We start from the raw sequence: 14,554 nt of genomic DNA on the forward strand, positions 1-14,554 counted from the left end.
TCAAATACTCAAATACTCAAATACTCAAATACTCAAATACTCAAATACTCAAATACTCAAATACTCAAATACTCAAATACTCAAATACTCAAATACTCAAATACTCAAATACTCAAATACTCAAATACTCAAATTTTAGGAGCTGTAATAATTCTTGTCAAACAAAAGTAATCTGTTATCAAAGTTCCTTTAACATATTCTATTTTTAGTAGTTTATTAGCTTGAATAGGGTCAAGAAAAATATTGATTACTTTTCAGGCTACGGTATTTTCGCCGAATCGTTTTACAAACGAATCATCATTGGAACGATAATATTGAGACTAGCTTGAGCTTGATTATCAAGGCAGACTTTCCTGCGTATAGCAGGGTTCGTCTAACTATTCAAACCATCTGCTTCATCTTTAAAGGTCTCTACAACGATAGAGAAAATATCGTCCCAAACCTCATCATTTGCCAAAAACGGATAATCCTTCAGTAGCTTATTACTTTTAGCACCCTTATTTTGTAGCATGCTGCGAATGATTCTATCGGCATAGCTGTTGGGCATCTCAACAATCTCTTTTATCGCCAGTCGTGCATGGTCATGCTTTCTTAGGTACTGTGACTCGTTATGCATCTCTTTTTCAATAACATGAGCAATCAGTCCTGATAAGTACTGAACGTGAGGCGTTAGATCCATGAAGCGCCATGCAGGTTGAATCAGGTGAGTATTTCCAAAATTTAAGTTTGAGCGAATACCATCAGGGTAGGTAACTGCCTGTTTATCAAAGCTGTAATGATCACGGATTTGCTTCATGAGCGGCACAGAGACACGGTCTAAAATCTTATCATAGGCATGCCGGTCTGAGGGATGCTCGGCAATGGCTTGTGATATAGGTAGGATAATCGGCTCATGAATGACCTGGTCTCGCCTGAGGACGTCATTAATTAAAAAGCGATGTACACGGCCATTGCCATCCGCCAGCGGATGAATATATACAAAGGCAAAGGAGGCAACCGCACTACGCATCAGTGCTGATTGTCCCTCAGTCTTTTCCATAAATACCTGTAATCCTTCTAACTTATCAGCAATGTCATCAGCTGGTGGAGCAATATAATGCACAATTTCTTTAAAGCCATTGACCTGAGTATGCGACACAAAAACTGGTGATTGACGGACACCATACTGCTGGATAACCGTTTTGCTACCGAGTATCTCTTGTTGCAACTCTGCTAGTGATTCAGGATCAAGCGGAATGTCACCGGTGCCGGTACGCCGTGCCATCACATCGGCAAAACGTTCAATGCGTTTTAACTCTTTTCCCTCACCTTCTATAGTAAAGCTGGCTTTACTCTCTCGTAGGGTCATCCATACGGAGGCGCGCATCAGTAAGTCTTGCCCAAATTCATCGTTAAGTTTGTCAACCATTGTGGCAATATCGAGTGCAGCTGCTTGCGTAAAGGCCTCTGTTTTTACCAGCATCGGACAGAAATGACGGGTTCCTGCTAGATTGTCATTGATACGCCAGCGAGCGTTCTTGATGACCTGCGAAGGACTTGAAGTAACCAACTTCTTGGTATCCAAAGCATCCACATAGTTACCGCCTATATTACTCGGTACCTCTAAATGCTTATCCATGAGCCACTCATACAAGAAAGCCATTCTACGGGCATAGCTGCCTGTCGGCTCAGCGTTTACCCATGCTTGCACGTCATTTGCCCCTATCTGCTCAAATAGACGAACCAGTAACTCTAAATTCAGTACTTCATGACGCATGTGAAACTGTAAGTGCGCAATGATAGTGTCCAGTGGACGTGCGGTTTCCTGATAAGCGTTATGAATGACGTCACCGTCTTTATAGGTTTGTCTGCGCCCACCGATACTACTGCTGACATATAAAGGCGAAACCAGCTCTATGCTGGCATAACGGACAAGCCATGCTGCGCCAATAGGATCTGAGATAGGGGTATTCATCATGAGTGGCTCAAGCGATTATAGATAAGCCATTTTGCGCAAAAACAATTATGAATGCAATATAATGATTATTATAAAGCCTTATTGCATTAAAACGATTTTCTTATGACGTTGCGATGCCTTTAAATCAAGACCAAAGGTCACGTTGAGTCGATATTTAAAATACCTCAGCTATTGACCTGCTTTAAGACACGATAAACGGTAGCTACGCCAACACCAACCGCCTTAGCGATCTCTTCTTTTGTCATATTGTTTTGACTAGCCAATGCTTTAATACGATTGTGTTTTGCGGTATTGGCTTTCTTACCAGTGGGTTTATAGCCACTGTTGGCCAATCCTTGTTTAATGCGCTCTCTACGCTTGTCATTATCAAGCTTTGCCATGGTCGCTAATAAATCGATCAGCATATCGTTAATCACTTTTAGGATCTCACCTGTCATACCGTCACTCATCGTATGTGTGGTTGGTAGATCAGCCACCACCAATCGTAAGCCCTTATCTTTAATACGCTGCTTTAGAATCGAAAAATCATCTTGAGATAGTCTGCTTAATCTATCCACGCTTTCAACCAATAAAATATCGCCTTGCTCGGCGTCCTTTAGCAACTTAGCTAAGATTGGTCTATCGAGCTTTGTACCACTGAAGTGCTCAACGTAATCAACATAGCTATCACCATAGCGGCTACTGAAGGCAACCAAATCTATTAATGCTCTAGTAGCGTCTTGATCCTTAGTGCTGGCTCTCACATAAATACGAACGGTCATAATACCTCTTTGTATCAGTTAGACTTAATAATTGATGTTCATTGATAATAGCAAGATATTACTATCATTTAATATCAAATAAAAGTCAAATGATAGATAGGTTATCGTTTAGAAGTTTTATGTTTTGGGTATAGCCTAATGATAGGCTGACTAAAGTGGTTTTACCACCTTAGTCTATTCTAGGTAGGCTATTAGCTCTATTATCGCTTTGAATATCTGATTTCACTGGAGCATAATCTATTTCTATTCATTTACTAATGCACTATAACCAAGATAGTTTATTCCTACTAAAGTTAATAATATCAACTGAGTAATAAAGAAGAGTATAACTACGCTAATGAAGAAATATACAGCAATCGGAATGTATTCAAAGTTAGATAGAAGGAAAAAATCTTTGATCACCTCTATAGAAAATAAGAACCCTTAGATTAACATACCAAGTGCAACGCTAAATAATATTATAGAACACCTGACTAGGAGTCTTGAAATCTAACCGTTTTCTTGGTCTGTTATTTAGTTTATTCTCAATCATTTGAATCTCTTGATCAGAGACTTGTCTAAAATCACAGCCTTTAGGTAAGAACTCTCTGATCAAGCCATTAGTATTTTCATTCGTACCTCGTTGCCAAGACGCATAAGCATCAGCAAAGAAGAATGGACTAAAGAGTTTTTGCCTCACTTTTTTGTGATCTGCGAACTCTTTACCATTGTCAGAGGTAATCGTTTTGACCTGTATTTTTACTGGGGTTAAAAGATCTATCATCGCCTCTGACACTTGTGATGCACTCTTTTTAAGCACACGTTTCATCTTAAGCAGTCCTGTACGGCGCTCAACGATCGTCACAATCGCTTGCTTGTGATGCTGACTGATAATCGTATCCGCCTCCCAGTCTCCAATCCGCGTGCGCGCATCAACTATGGAGGGGCGCTTATGGATTGAGACTCTGTCATTGATACGGCCTCGGGTCTCAGTAGTTAGTGGCTTACGATAAGGTTTGGCTTTACGTCTAAGACACTGCCATAACGTGCCACCTTTACTCTTGTCACTCCAGATATAGCGATAGATGCTCACGTGACTAATGCCACAATGAAACCCGGCTATCTGCTGGGGACTCCAGCTGTCTTTAAGCTTGTTTGTGACCCAATCCCATACGTCAGTGATGATAGTGAAAGCATTGTTTGATCGTCTTGCACGAGCTTTGTTATCGGCATAATGAGCTCGGTAACCTCGCAGGCTTTTATTACGCTTAAGCTCTCTTGATATAGTACTAGGACTTCTGCCTAATGCATCAGCTATAAATTTAATACTATGTTTCGCACCTTTAAGGGCATAAATCTGATATCGTTCACCTAGGCTTAGATGTGTATAGTTCATGGTTACAATCTCACTTTGGTCGGTGGATATAAACTTTGATGCTAGCGCATCTAGGTCTTTTTTTCACCTCGCATTTGGTATTGCACTTCATGTGTTAATCTAAGATTTAATCGAAACCTTTCATAATCTTGTTAACACTGCAGCAGCTAATGGTCTCTATCTAAAACAGTAGCTATATTCTCAAAACTATGTGGAGTAAGGTCCTAAGAACCTTACTCCATTAAAATGGATGAGATGAGAAGGCGCATCTGCTACCCATACCTCTGTTTCCCATGCGATTTCGCCAAGATAACGACCCATAAGAGCTCTATTTGGAAAAGCTGTCACATAAACTAGCCCAGCAGTTGATTCTGAAAATAATTTAGAAAGCTCTTCATATCGTTTCCCGTCAACAGGTCCATGGCTAGTGACAGACTCAACTAATAATAGCCAGTTTTTTTCAGTGTAGTGTAATACTACGTCAGGCATTTTACCGTGTGAACCTACATCCACATTTAACCCCTTCAGTAGTTCTTCGTCAAAATACCCCCACTTTTTCTCCGTATCACCGGCATAAATTAAGATGCTGTTCGGTGCAAAACGTTCTGCAAAATCTTCGATAATATTTTTAATAAGCTCGCTATGAATACCAGGACTCAAGGTGATTTCTTTACCTTCTGCAATCCTTACAGGAATGCGATTTTGCTTACGCTCTTTAGCATAACGCTCAATAAGCGATGTACGATCAACTAAATAGCGCTTTAAGTGGCTGGGCCATTCTGTAGTCCCGTAAGTACGAAGCAGAGTCAATACGTGAGGTTCAATTTGGTAAGCAGCTTTCGGACTATTGACAGGTCGGTCTGGTTTGTCTGGGTTATAAAGTGCTATACCTGCATCACAAAATTGATGCATAGTTTGGCGACGAAATGTTTCTCTAGAATTGGGAGCATAAAATTTATCGTATTCAGCATATGCCCAATTCATCATGGGTGTGATACCCATAAGTGGGCATTCTGCTTGTGACCATGGTTTTTCTGGTATCAGGTTTAAAAGAGCTAATAAACATAAGGCGGAGCGCTCATTCTGCTGTTGAGAGGGTAAACCTAACGCAGCTATTATTTCCTGGGCATCTTCAAGGTGAACGTTTTTATCTTCCATTAAGTTAAGTCCATAAATTGAGCGTCAATATCTTCTTGTGTGATTATTTCTTGTTTCAAAGACCATTGGCCAAGCTTAATTAAGTTTTCACGGCTGGGATACTTCATCCGCTTGAGGTCTGTTGCGTTGACCTGAGTATGGCCACTAAAACGTCTAAAATGCTCATCTACTGCTGTAGTGTTCAGGTATACCATAAGTCCACTTGCTAATGCCGAGGGTAAGCCGTTTTTATTGTCGTGGAATACGTTTAAATGATTTTCAAACCCTAGCATTGTATATTCGCTAAAATCAGTAGGGGTTATCAAATTTGCAACCACACGACGTCTTTCCTCCTTCGATGAAAAACGTTTCACTACACAGTAAAACCCGTTCGGGTAAAGCCATTTCCCCGTATTGTTATTGACTATAATCGCATTAGATTTTTTAAAGTTGGGTATAGGCCAAGTAGTTTTATATGCCTTCAAGTGAGCGGGATAAATCAATGGCACCGCGTCTTCTTCAGGCATGTCTCGTAGATACTCTTTCAATCGGAAATCAACTACTGGACCAGTTGATAGTTTTACACCAATTTCAGTCATTGAATAAAGTACAGCAGATGATAGTTCGATTGCACTTTTATCGGTCGTAGTTTGCACGTGAATAAACCGTTCTGGATCATCTGGGAAGACTATGCGTTCAAAAGGGATTTCACAGTTAGTTAGGTCAGAAAAGCTATCGTCAGTAGATGTTGAAATCGTAACAGGGCCTTGCTCTCCATCGCGCTCTAAACAAATAATTATATTCTCTTGTAATACCTGATCATCACTAAAAGTTTTGCTGCGCGATTCAAACAGGTGCATCTGACGAATCGATGCCCGTTCAAGAATGAAATCACGGAAAGGACGATAGTAAGGCCCGTTGCAAAAACTGCGAGGAATAATAGCTACAATTTGTCCGCCTGGAGCCATTTCTCCTAGCGCTAATGCTATGAAAGCAGAATATAAATTGACTGTTTCGATACCAACATTACTTAAAGCTAGACGATGTTTGGATTTACTATTAATTTTTTTATAAGGTGGATTTAGGATTGCATGAGTATACCCACGATTTTGCAAACCCTTGTTTGTCGCCAGTTGGATATAATCGTCAGTGATAATACTAGTTGTCACATCCGCATAAGAGTTCAAATGCTGCTTAAGATGACTCTGCAACTCATCATCAACCTCATAAGCGGTTACTTGAACGGAATTGAAGCCAAACTCGTCATCTACCCAACGGTCCAAAAAGGCACAACTCAAAGCACCTACACCTGCACCTGCATCCAAAAGGTGACAATCTTTTAAGTCGCTAGGAGGAAAAAGTGAGGCCATAAAGCGGGCTACACTTGAAGGCGTCATGAATTGGCCTAGCTCAGCTTTATGTTCTCGAGTAGTACCATGTGTCAATTTACGGCGCACACTATCTGCAGTGTCTAACTGTTGGAGCATATTAGATCCATTTATTTATCATTAGGCCATACGTAGGTATAACCTATACATTTACATTGGTTCAAATTTAATAAATATACTAACACTTTTGAGCCTATCTTCTATAGTGAAAGGGGCCTAAAGTGACATGATGGTGTACTTGGTTTACATGAAACTGAACTGCCCATTATTATTGGATACTCCACATTTCCCAATTAGTTATCTAATCAATATTAACTTGACAACGAGTAATATATTTTTTTGAGTATTTGAGTATTTGAGTATTTGAGTATTTGAGTATTAAGCCACTTCTTTAGCTACAACAGCTATCAGTTGACGTGAGCACTTAGCTGTAACTTGTATTTCAGAATAGCTATGTCCGAATTTTAGGAGACTAGCGATAATATTACGCTTCTCGGTATCTTTCCTACGTCCTAAATATTTACCTTCTGTCTTAGCACGAGCAATACCTTGCATCTGACGGTTACGTCGATCTTCATAATCCTTTCTAGCAATAGCAGCGAGCATATCAAGCATCATTGAATTAATGGCCTGCAATACGCTGCTCATAAATTCAGTGCTGCTCTCAGATTGAAGCGCAATATATGATGTCGGTAGCTCTTTTGATACGACTGCCAGCTTTTTTTCTGATAGCATTCTTTTAAGAATATCCCAATCAGCTTGGTTCAAACGTGCCAAGCGGTCAATCTGCTCAACCAAAATTATATTGCCTTCATGGGCGTCATCAATCAGTTACATTAACTGTGGACGTATTAAAGTTGCGCCTGACTCGTTTTCAACATAGAAGGCGGCAATTTTGTGACCATGATCAGTAGCAAACTGTATAAGCTCATTTTTGGCACGCTTGGCATCTTATTCTTTGATAAACGCTCTTAGATAAGCTCTAATAAACATAAATACCTAAAATAGTCTGTTATAAGTGGTTCCATTATACCAGTCTATTTTAAGTAGTCTATTAATAGGTTTGAAGGGTGAAATAGCTGGTTCCACTGGGGTATAGCCTATTTTTCGAAAAATCTAGTTAATTGGTCTTTTACTACATCAGAGTTTTCAGGAAGAAAAACCTTGTTAGGAAAAGCTTTTGATGCCTCGAGTATGAAGTAACCAGCTTCTAACCCATAAGCTTGCCAATCTTTCTCTAGGTAGCAAAACTCTATAGATTCAAACCAAACATCAATGAGTCTATCCAAGTCATAGTCACAATTAATATGATTTTCTAGTCCAACAGTACAGCCAACCATTCTACTTTTAAAGTCATGAAAGTGTATATTGCCTAGTTCAAATTTTTTAATAGCTTGCTGTATGTAATATATATGCTCATTATGTATATTATTCATTTTTTGTCGTCCGTATTAACTGTAACCAATACTGTGATTTACACTGTCAATCCCGTAGAAACTAACTTGAAAGCCTTGAATCATACCGCTCAATGATAATGACCTATGCCAACGATTTCGTAGTTATTAAATTTATGTCTAACACTAGCAGTTCGATGCCTGTATAGCGCACCGATCACGATTTAATACTATTTTTGGGCTTGTAAAGCTTATTAATCAATATAAGGTTAACTAAATAAATGGCTCATTTGGATTTACATGCTAAAGCAGAGATTGGCAAATCCTTAGCAGGGTTCGCACTAGGTGAAAAATTGCAAAGTTTTTTGCATTATGTCGATGAGAGTGTAGATGGCAATAAAGTTCCTTGGAATGTTGATTTGGTAAACAATAATGAAGGAGTCTTACTATATAAATGGGGTTCGTCATACGGTAACGGATACGCAATATTCTTTAAAAATCCTACACTAGAGCTTAGTTTTTCTGAACAAGGTACGCTTATCTTCATTGAAGTTGGTGAAGGTTATCAAGGCGAAATCTTTGATGGTGGTATCAAAATGGGCAGTCGTATCGGAGATATAGACCATGCGTTAGTTTTGGATGATACAGAAGATGCACACTATTTAGCAGATGATAAAGGACAGTTCATTGATGGAATATTCTTTTTCGCCGGTGGCGAAGAGGTGATAGATAATCCTGATGCTACTATTGGGGTAGTACGTGTCTATAATTATAACTTCAAGTGATAAATATTTGAGTATAGATACCATCATACTTAAATAATCTTGAGTAGCTCAAACAGTACACCATGAAGTACACTACAGTTATCACAATAATTCAAAACCTTGATACCATTAGCCTACAGCCCAAGTTTCGAGTCCTCACTAGGGTACCGCTATTGTTCTCACAATATAAGCAAACCTATCTCAATATTTTGTTGATCCATCAATACTTATCATTTCTAAATCTCAAGCTTCATAGTACAAAGAAGGTTAATAACTAGCCATCAATAACGCTACCTTAACCTCAAAATAATACTCCTCTTTGATAGTAATACTGACTTTACCTTTATGGGCATTAGCGATGGCCTGCACGATAGACAATCCCAATCCTGTACCTGCGTACTTATGACTAGTCTTATCATGACGATAGAATCGCTCGAATAATTTATCAGCCTCTTTCTGATCTAATGGTTTGTCTAAACGATTGGTCATCGTTATCCTTAACCGTTGCTGCTTTGAGGGTCGAACCTCGTCTTTAGTCACATTAAGTGAGGTGGTTGAGGTGAGGATGGTAGCGGATATCATGATAGTACTATCACTAGCTGCATAATAAATGGCATTTGATATCAGGTTGGCAAACAGCCGTTGCAATAAGCCTTCATCACCCAACACCATTTCAAAATCACCTGATTTCTCAAAAGTTATCCCTCGATCTTCTGCAATCATTTCATAGTAATCAACAAGCTTGGTGATTAAACTATCCGTATCCACGTGACTGATTTGCGAATCACTTAATCCTTTCTGGGTTTTTGCCAGTAGCAGCATATTGTTAATCATGGCGGATAACTGCTCTAACGTATCATGCTGATGATGTAGCTGCTCAATGTATTCGTCGCCTTCTCTTGGCTTAGTTAACATGACCTGCGTTTGTGTACTCAGCGTCGCTATTGGCGTACGTAGCTCATGAGCGATATTGTCTGAAAACCGTGATAATGATTCAAAGTTACTTTCAAGCTTGACCATCATCGAATTATAAGACTCTGCTAGTGGTCGCAGCTCTAACGGCATATCGCCAACCGACACTCTTTCGTCTAACCTTTGCAGGTTTATGCCTTTCATTTTTTGGACGATAGTGGCCAGAGGCGCAAACCCCCAATACACACTTAATGCCGCTACTGAAACCAACAGCAAGGTGATGGCTGTGAGTATCAAGCTCAGCTGGCGATTAAACTGGATAAGATATTGATGATGCACATTGGTAGGTAGGGCAATAAACGCCAAAATCTCTTGATTTGGAATAATAATGGCTCGGTAATGCCTATTGTTTATCTTGATCATAAACTGCTGATCGTGATGTTCCTGCCATAGTGATAACAAGCTAAAATCGGCTGGCAAATTATGAATGAAACTACTGGGGTCACTGGATAATAACTTGCCTTTTTTATCTGCTACTAAGGTTTTTAAATCATAATCCAGCCAAGAGGAATGCAAGTGATTGTCATCAATGAGTGATTGGGACTTTGACACTGTGAATGGTTCTATGGGCTCGTTAACACTAACCATGCGTTTACGCAGATTAAAAGCCGCATGGGTGATAATCTCTGAGTCCATTTGCTCAAAGTGTCCACTCACAGAGCGCTGCACCCACGCATAGATGATGACCTGAGAGATAATAACGAAGACTGTCAATAAGGAAATCGTTCGCCATAGCAGTGACCAGCGCCGGTTTCTGAGTGTATGGTTCATGCTATTTAGAATCGTCTCCGTCCGCATCACTTTGGACCTCAGTAGCCATCGCCTCTAAGCGATAGCCCATTCCACGCACAGTATGAATGAGCTTTGCCTCATGACCATCGTCTATTTTTATACGCAGACGCCTTATCGCCACATCAATCACATTGGTATCGTTATCAAAATTCACATCCCATACTTGGGAGGCGATCACGGTACGTGGTAGCACTTCACCTCGGCGCTCTAATAAAAACTGTAGTAAGGAAAACTCTTTTGCCGTGAGCTTAATAGGCTTGCTGCCTCTATGTACCGTGCGCTTGGCAACATCCATCTTGAGATCTGCTATTTGCAGGATCGTACTTTGATAATCGGCTTGATTGGCGCGTCGTAACAGACTCTTTATTCTGACGATCAATTCTGCAAACGCAAAAGGCTTAGTCAAATAATCATCGCCTCCAATCTCAATCCCTTTTATTTTATCGCTTAAGTCATCTTTTGCCGTTAGAAAGAGCACAGGTGTTTGCTTACCCGCTGCTCGGTAATTGCGCACCAGCTCAAATCCACTAACATCAGGCAGCATCACATCCATTAGGATCACGCTAAACTCTTCTGTCATCAATGCATGATAGCCATCTAGGCCTGTTAGGTGATGATCAACAATAAAACCAGTTTCCGTTAAGCCTTTTTTTATATACTCGCCTAGTTTCAACTCATCTTCTACCAGTAGTATTTTCATAGTAACCCCTCAATACGATTATGATTATTTGACATCCTAATCAATATAGATGACAAAAACGTTTTGTAACTGACAAAAATGTCATGTGCTCGTAATCAGATTGTCAGTCTTCTTTTGCTAATCTATATGAATGAAACATAGTGGCTCGTTCCTAATATCTAGCAGCTATGAATTATTTTTACAGGTCATTAATTTAATGACCTAATAACTCAAACACCTAACAACTTACAAAAGAGGCTTTATATGAAAATTCACGGCTCATTCAAAAAAGTAGTACTGCTGTCGGTATCTGTACTTATCGGTATTACCACTGCTAACGCGCATACTACGGATCTAAGTACGTCCATCATCGATAACTGTGACGCTGTTACTGACTTTGCAAAAAACTTGGATCATAACGATGCTCAGATTTCTAGCGCCCAAATGAAAAGCTATATCGATGCTAGAGTGGCTTGTGAGGTCGAACACAAAGATCAACATCTACAGTCTGAAAAATACTTCATTAACCAATATGGTAGCGATAAGTAATATCAGCTCTGATGTCATACTAAAGGATTGATGACAATATTAAAAACCATAAATAGCAAGATGACAGAATTGTAATCTTGCTGTCATCTCTCTGTCAGAATCAATAAAGTATGCTTTAAAGTAACTTAATATTTTAAAGTTTTTCGACTTCATACCAAATAAAATAAGGATTTACCATGTCACTATTCAAATCAATACCACTGTCTAAATCAATCGTAGCAACAGCTATTGCATTAGTCGTTTCAACGTCAGCTTTGGCACATGACCCAAAAATGCATGCTGAAAAAGATCAGATGAACTGTGAAAAAATGGAAAAGCACATGCAAATGATGGGCAAAATGGATCATAGTAAAATGGATATGAAGGATCCTGCTATGAAAGCCATGATGACCAACATGAGCAAAATGAAAGCGATGTACCAAAAGCACTGTGTTACTAGTAAAAGTGATTCTTAGACATTGATCGTAGAAATTCAATATTATTGTTAGATGGTTTTGTCGAGCAGTAATTGGGTATTAACAAAAATGGATTTTTAGGACAAAACTATGAAGTTTTTACTAGGGATACTGCTTACTGTCTTTGTCGCTATTACAGGTATTTTTATTGTGGTGACTAGTGGCGTGATAAATATCGGTGCTGATCAAGCCCATAGTCCGCTGGTTTACAATTTTTTAGAAACGGCACGTACGCGTTCAATAGCAAATGCTAGTAAGGACATTGCTGTTCCAAACCTAGAAAAGACAGAAATGATCAGCTCGGGCGGGGCAGACTATAAAGATATGTGTGCAGGCTGTCACTTATCTCCTGGGGTAGAAAGTACTGATTTTAGTGCAAGTTTATATCCAAAGCCGCCCAATTTTACCAATACTGAATTGGTTGAACGCTATAAGACCGATGCCGGTGCTCAGCAAGCCTTTTGGGCCATTAAACACGGTATTATGGCATCAGGTATGCCAGCATGGGGCGCTTCGCACGATGATGATAGAATGTGGGCAATGGTCGCTTTTATCAGATCGTTACCTGAATTAAATGAAAACCAGTACACCATGCTAACGACTAGGATAGACGATGATATGTTGGGCATGTCATTTGATGGTGAGATGGATATGTCAGGTGATGGATCCGGAATGCAACATTGATTTTTCGTAAAAGATGCAGTGCTTAATAGTGCTTCCTTTTGCGATTTGAGTTTTAAGCTTTACCAGTACTACTTTGGTCAGTGTTACGGCTTTAATTTTTATAAATGTGATCGTCAGACAGACGCTCAGGAGTGGTTTTATGAGACGCTATACTAATAGATTTATTAATGAACATAATCTGATATCTGGCCGTGTGCTCTCAGCGATTGTGGTATTGCCATTATCGTTAACGATAGCCGCTTGTAGTCAACCTAACGCGACTACTGCTGACTCAAAACCAGCGACTGAGCCAACTACCGCTACGCAAAAAACCGCTCTAGTAGAGCAACCACAAGCCGAAATAATACCTGTCAGTGCTCATTCAGATACCCAATCAACTATTTTGCGAAATGTGTCAGCCACCGTCTATAAAGATGCCAATTGTGGTTGCTGTAAAGAGTGGGTCGGCCACGCAGAAGACAATGGGTTAAGCGCAGCTGTCCATGATGTTGCCGACGTGTCTTTGTTTAAAGATCGTTATGGCGTACCACAGCAAATGCGCTCTTGCCATACTACCGTTACTACCGATGGCTTTGTCTTTGAAGGCCATGTCCCTGCCAAATATATGGCGCAGTTTCTAAAGAATCCGCCAAGTGATGCCATTGGTCTTGCAGTACCTGGTATGCCAGTTGGTAGCCCTGGTATGGAATATCAAGATAAATTTATGCCATATAAAGTGATGCAGCTTAACAAAGATGGCTCAACAGCCATTTATGCAACCATTGACTCACCGCAGCAGCAAATCTAGTTTGATTAACACTTTACATAGCTCATTCTGTTCTATTAATGAGCCAACAGTTATATGAACTCAACTCCCATTTCACGGATTAAGTTAGGTAAATTATTATGAACAAGAATATGTTCAATCGCAGGCGTTTCTTAACAGGATCTTCTACTTTGTTAGGGGCATCCATGCTATCTACGCTGCCGTCTATTGCCAATAGTGCGCTCGGTAAAGGTCAACAAAATATAGCCGTCAACAGTGATAAAGCTGACCATATCGTACCCATCCTAACCGGTACAGAGTTTGACTTATACGTCAGTAAACAGTCCGCTATTGTGAACGGTAAAAAGAGCATGGCGACACTCATCAATGACTCGCTGCCAGCGCCAACGCTAAAGATGCGTGAAGGCGATACCGTAGTGATACGTGTTCATAATCAGATGGATGAATCAACCTCTATCCATTGGCATGGTTTGCTCGTTCCATTTGAGATGGACGGTGTGCCAGGTATTAGCTTTGATGGTATTCCTGCGAACAGTACCTTTACCTATACATTCAAACTGGTGCAATCAGGCACTTATTGGTATCACTCACACAGCGGGTTCCAAGAACAAACTGGTATGCTCGGCGCTATCGTTATTGAGCCTAAAGGTCGCGAACGTCATCCTATCGAAGAAGACCATGTAATCGTGCTGAGTGATTGGACGCACCGCGATCCGCATAATCTCTTGAAGCTTTTAAAGCAGCGTGCAGACTTTGACAATTATCATCTACCAGACTTCAAAAAGCTGCTGGCCGATATTGCAGCAACAAATCTAGAAGCTGCTCATGACAAGCGCAAAATGTGGAATCAGATGCGCATGATGCCGACAGATTTCACGGATTTGTCTGGTGAAAAAACCTTT

Annotated in this window: 14 protein-coding genes and 1 pseudogene; 6 read left to right on the plus strand and 9 right to left on the minus strand. The window is 40.1% G+C overall.

Going from position 1 to position 14,554, the window contains the following annotated elements; translation table 11 throughout:
- Positions 1 to 373: 373 nt before the first annotated feature.
- The 7 genes and pseudogenes from I3249_RS12440 to I3249_RS12470 form a co-directional block, all read right to left on the minus strand.
- A complete protein-coding gene (locus I3249_RS12440) occupies positions 374 to 1,957 on the minus strand; it encodes a Fic family protein (protein WP_114701979.1) in 1,584 nt (527 codons plus the stop codon).
- A 164-nt stretch (positions 1,958 to 2,121) separates the two neighbouring features.
- Positions 2,122 to 2,718 carry a recombinase family protein gene (locus tag I3249_RS12445; protein ID WP_114701980.1) on the minus strand — a complete coding sequence of 199 codons (597 nt, stop codon included), beginning with the start codon at positions 2,716 to 2,718 and terminating at the stop codon, positions 2,122 to 2,124.
- Between the two features lie 448 nt (positions 2,719 to 3,166).
- Positions 3,167 to 4,093, minus strand: a complete 927-nt coding sequence (locus I3249_RS12450) for an IS30 family transposase (protein ID WP_201569687.1) — start codon at positions 4,091 to 4,093, stop codon at positions 3,167 to 3,169.
- 186 nt (positions 4,094 to 4,279) lie between these two features.
- A complete protein-coding gene (locus I3249_RS12455; RefSeq protein ID WP_201569681.1) occupies positions 4,280 to 5,230 on the minus strand; it encodes a BsuBI/PstI family type II restriction endonuclease in 951 nt (316 codons plus the stop codon).
- On the minus strand, positions 5,230 to 6,696 hold the full coding sequence (locus tag I3249_RS12460) for an Eco57I restriction-modification methylase domain-containing protein (protein WP_201569679.1): 1,467 nt from the start codon (positions 6,694 to 6,696) through the stop codon (positions 5,230 to 5,232). The genes I3249_RS12455 and I3249_RS12460 overlap by 1 nt, the downstream gene beginning before the upstream one ends.
- Before the next feature lie 279 nt (positions 6,697 to 6,975).
- Positions 6,976 to 7,521: pseudogene (locus I3249_RS12465) on the minus strand (recombinase family protein).
- A gap of 176 nt (positions 7,522 to 7,697) precedes the next feature.
- Positions 7,698 to 8,033, minus strand: a complete 336-nt coding sequence (locus I3249_RS12470) for a hypothetical protein (RefSeq protein ID WP_201569675.1) — start codon at positions 8,031 to 8,033, stop codon at positions 7,698 to 7,700.
- Between the two features lie 239 nt (positions 8,034 to 8,272).
- On the opposite strand from I3249_RS12470, the gene I3249_RS12475 reads away from it, so the two are divergent.
- A complete protein-coding gene (locus I3249_RS12475) occupies positions 8,273 to 8,776 on the plus strand; it encodes a hypothetical protein (protein WP_201569673.1) in 504 nt (167 codons plus the stop codon).
- 246 nt (positions 8,777 to 9,022) lie between these two features.
- Here I3249_RS12475 and I3249_RS12480 read toward each other — a convergent pair whose 3' ends face one another.
- On the minus strand, positions 9,023 to 10,498 hold the full coding sequence (locus I3249_RS12480) for an ATP-binding protein (protein ID WP_201569677.1): 1,476 nt from the start codon (positions 10,496 to 10,498) through the stop codon (positions 9,023 to 9,025).
- Between the two features lies 1 nt (position 10,499).
- The gene (locus I3249_RS12485) at positions 10,500 to 11,219 is read right to left on the minus strand and encodes a heavy metal response regulator transcription factor (RefSeq protein WP_057758555.1); all 720 of its coding nucleotides are present in this window, start codon (positions 11,217 to 11,219) and stop codon (positions 10,500 to 10,502) included.
- A 243-nt stretch (positions 11,220 to 11,462) separates the two neighbouring features.
- On the opposite strand from I3249_RS12485, the gene I3249_RS12490 reads away from it, so the two are divergent.
- From I3249_RS12490 to I3249_RS12510, 5 genes are all read left to right on the plus strand, one after another.
- Positions 11,463 to 11,747, plus strand: coding sequence for a hypothetical protein (locus I3249_RS12490; RefSeq protein WP_057758557.1), 285 nt, complete (start codon positions 11,463 to 11,465; stop codon positions 11,745 to 11,747).
- A gap of 176 nt (positions 11,748 to 11,923) precedes the next feature.
- Positions 11,924 to 12,202, plus strand: coding sequence for a hypothetical protein (locus I3249_RS12495; RefSeq protein WP_057758559.1), 279 nt, complete (start codon positions 11,924 to 11,926; stop codon positions 12,200 to 12,202).
- A gap of 90 nt (positions 12,203 to 12,292) precedes the next feature.
- Entirely contained in the window at positions 12,293 to 12,886 is a 594-nt protein-coding gene (locus I3249_RS12500) for a cytochrome c (protein WP_057758561.1), read from the plus strand.
- Between the two features lie 139 nt (positions 12,887 to 13,025).
- Positions 13,026 to 13,673 carry a DUF411 domain-containing protein gene (locus I3249_RS12505; protein WP_201569683.1) on the plus strand — a complete coding sequence of 216 codons (648 nt, stop codon included), beginning with the start codon at positions 13,026 to 13,028 and terminating at the stop codon, positions 13,671 to 13,673.
- Positions 13,674 to 13,771: 98 nt separating this feature from the next.
- Positions 13,772 to 14,554, plus strand: a 783-nt coding sequence (locus I3249_RS12510; protein ID WP_238070175.1) for a multicopper oxidase domain-containing protein, incomplete at its 3' end; no start/stop codon positions are given.

The sequence above is a fragment of the Psychrobacter sp. Ps1 genome, from assembly GCF_022129425.1.
In the GTDB taxonomy this organism is placed as follows: domain Bacteria; phylum Pseudomonadota; class Gammaproteobacteria; order Pseudomonadales; family Moraxellaceae; genus Psychrobacter.

Bases quoted from the DNA above. Each gene is read 5' to 3' on its own strand.
- I3249_RS12440 (WP_114701979.1), bottom strand. From the start codon at position 1,957: ATGATGAATACCCCTATCTCAGATCCTATTGGCGCAGCATGGCTTGTC.
- I3249_RS12445 (WP_114701980.1), bottom strand. From the start codon at position 2,718: ATGACCGTTCGTATTTATGTGAGAGCCAGCACTAAGGATCAAGACGCT.
- I3249_RS12450 (WP_201569687.1), bottom strand. From the start codon at position 4,093: ATGAACTATACACATCTAAGCCTAGGTGAACGATATCAGATTTATGCC.
- I3249_RS12455 (WP_201569681.1), bottom strand. From the start codon at position 5,230: ATGGAAGATAAAAACGTTCACCTTGAAGATGCCCAGGAAATAATAGCT.
- I3249_RS12460 (WP_201569679.1), bottom strand. From the start codon at position 6,696: ATGCTCCAACAGTTAGACACTGCAGATAGTGTGCGCCGTAAATTGACA.
- I3249_RS12470 (WP_201569675.1), bottom strand. From the start codon at position 8,033: ATGAATAATATACATAATGAGCATATATATTACATACAGCAAGCTATT.
- I3249_RS12475 (WP_201569673.1), top strand. From the start codon at position 8,273: ATGGCTCATTTGGATTTACATGCTAAAGCAGAGATTGGCAAATCCTTA.
- I3249_RS12480 (WP_201569677.1), bottom strand. From the start codon at position 10,498: ATGAACCATACACTCAGAAACCGGCGCTGGTCACTGCTATGGCGAACG.
- I3249_RS12485 (WP_057758555.1), bottom strand. From the start codon at position 11,219: ATGAAAATACTACTGGTAGAAGATGAGTTGAAACTAGGCGAGTATATA.
- I3249_RS12490 (WP_057758557.1), top strand. From the start codon at position 11,463: ATGAAAATTCACGGCTCATTCAAAAAAGTAGTACTGCTGTCGGTATCT.
- I3249_RS12495 (WP_057758559.1), top strand. From the start codon at position 11,924: ATGTCACTATTCAAATCAATACCACTGTCTAAATCAATCGTAGCAACA.
- I3249_RS12500 (WP_057758561.1), top strand. From the start codon at position 12,293: ATGAAGTTTTTACTAGGGATACTGCTTACTGTCTTTGTCGCTATTACA.
- I3249_RS12505 (WP_201569683.1), top strand. From the start codon at position 13,026: ATGAGACGCTATACTAATAGATTTATTAATGAACATAATCTGATATCT.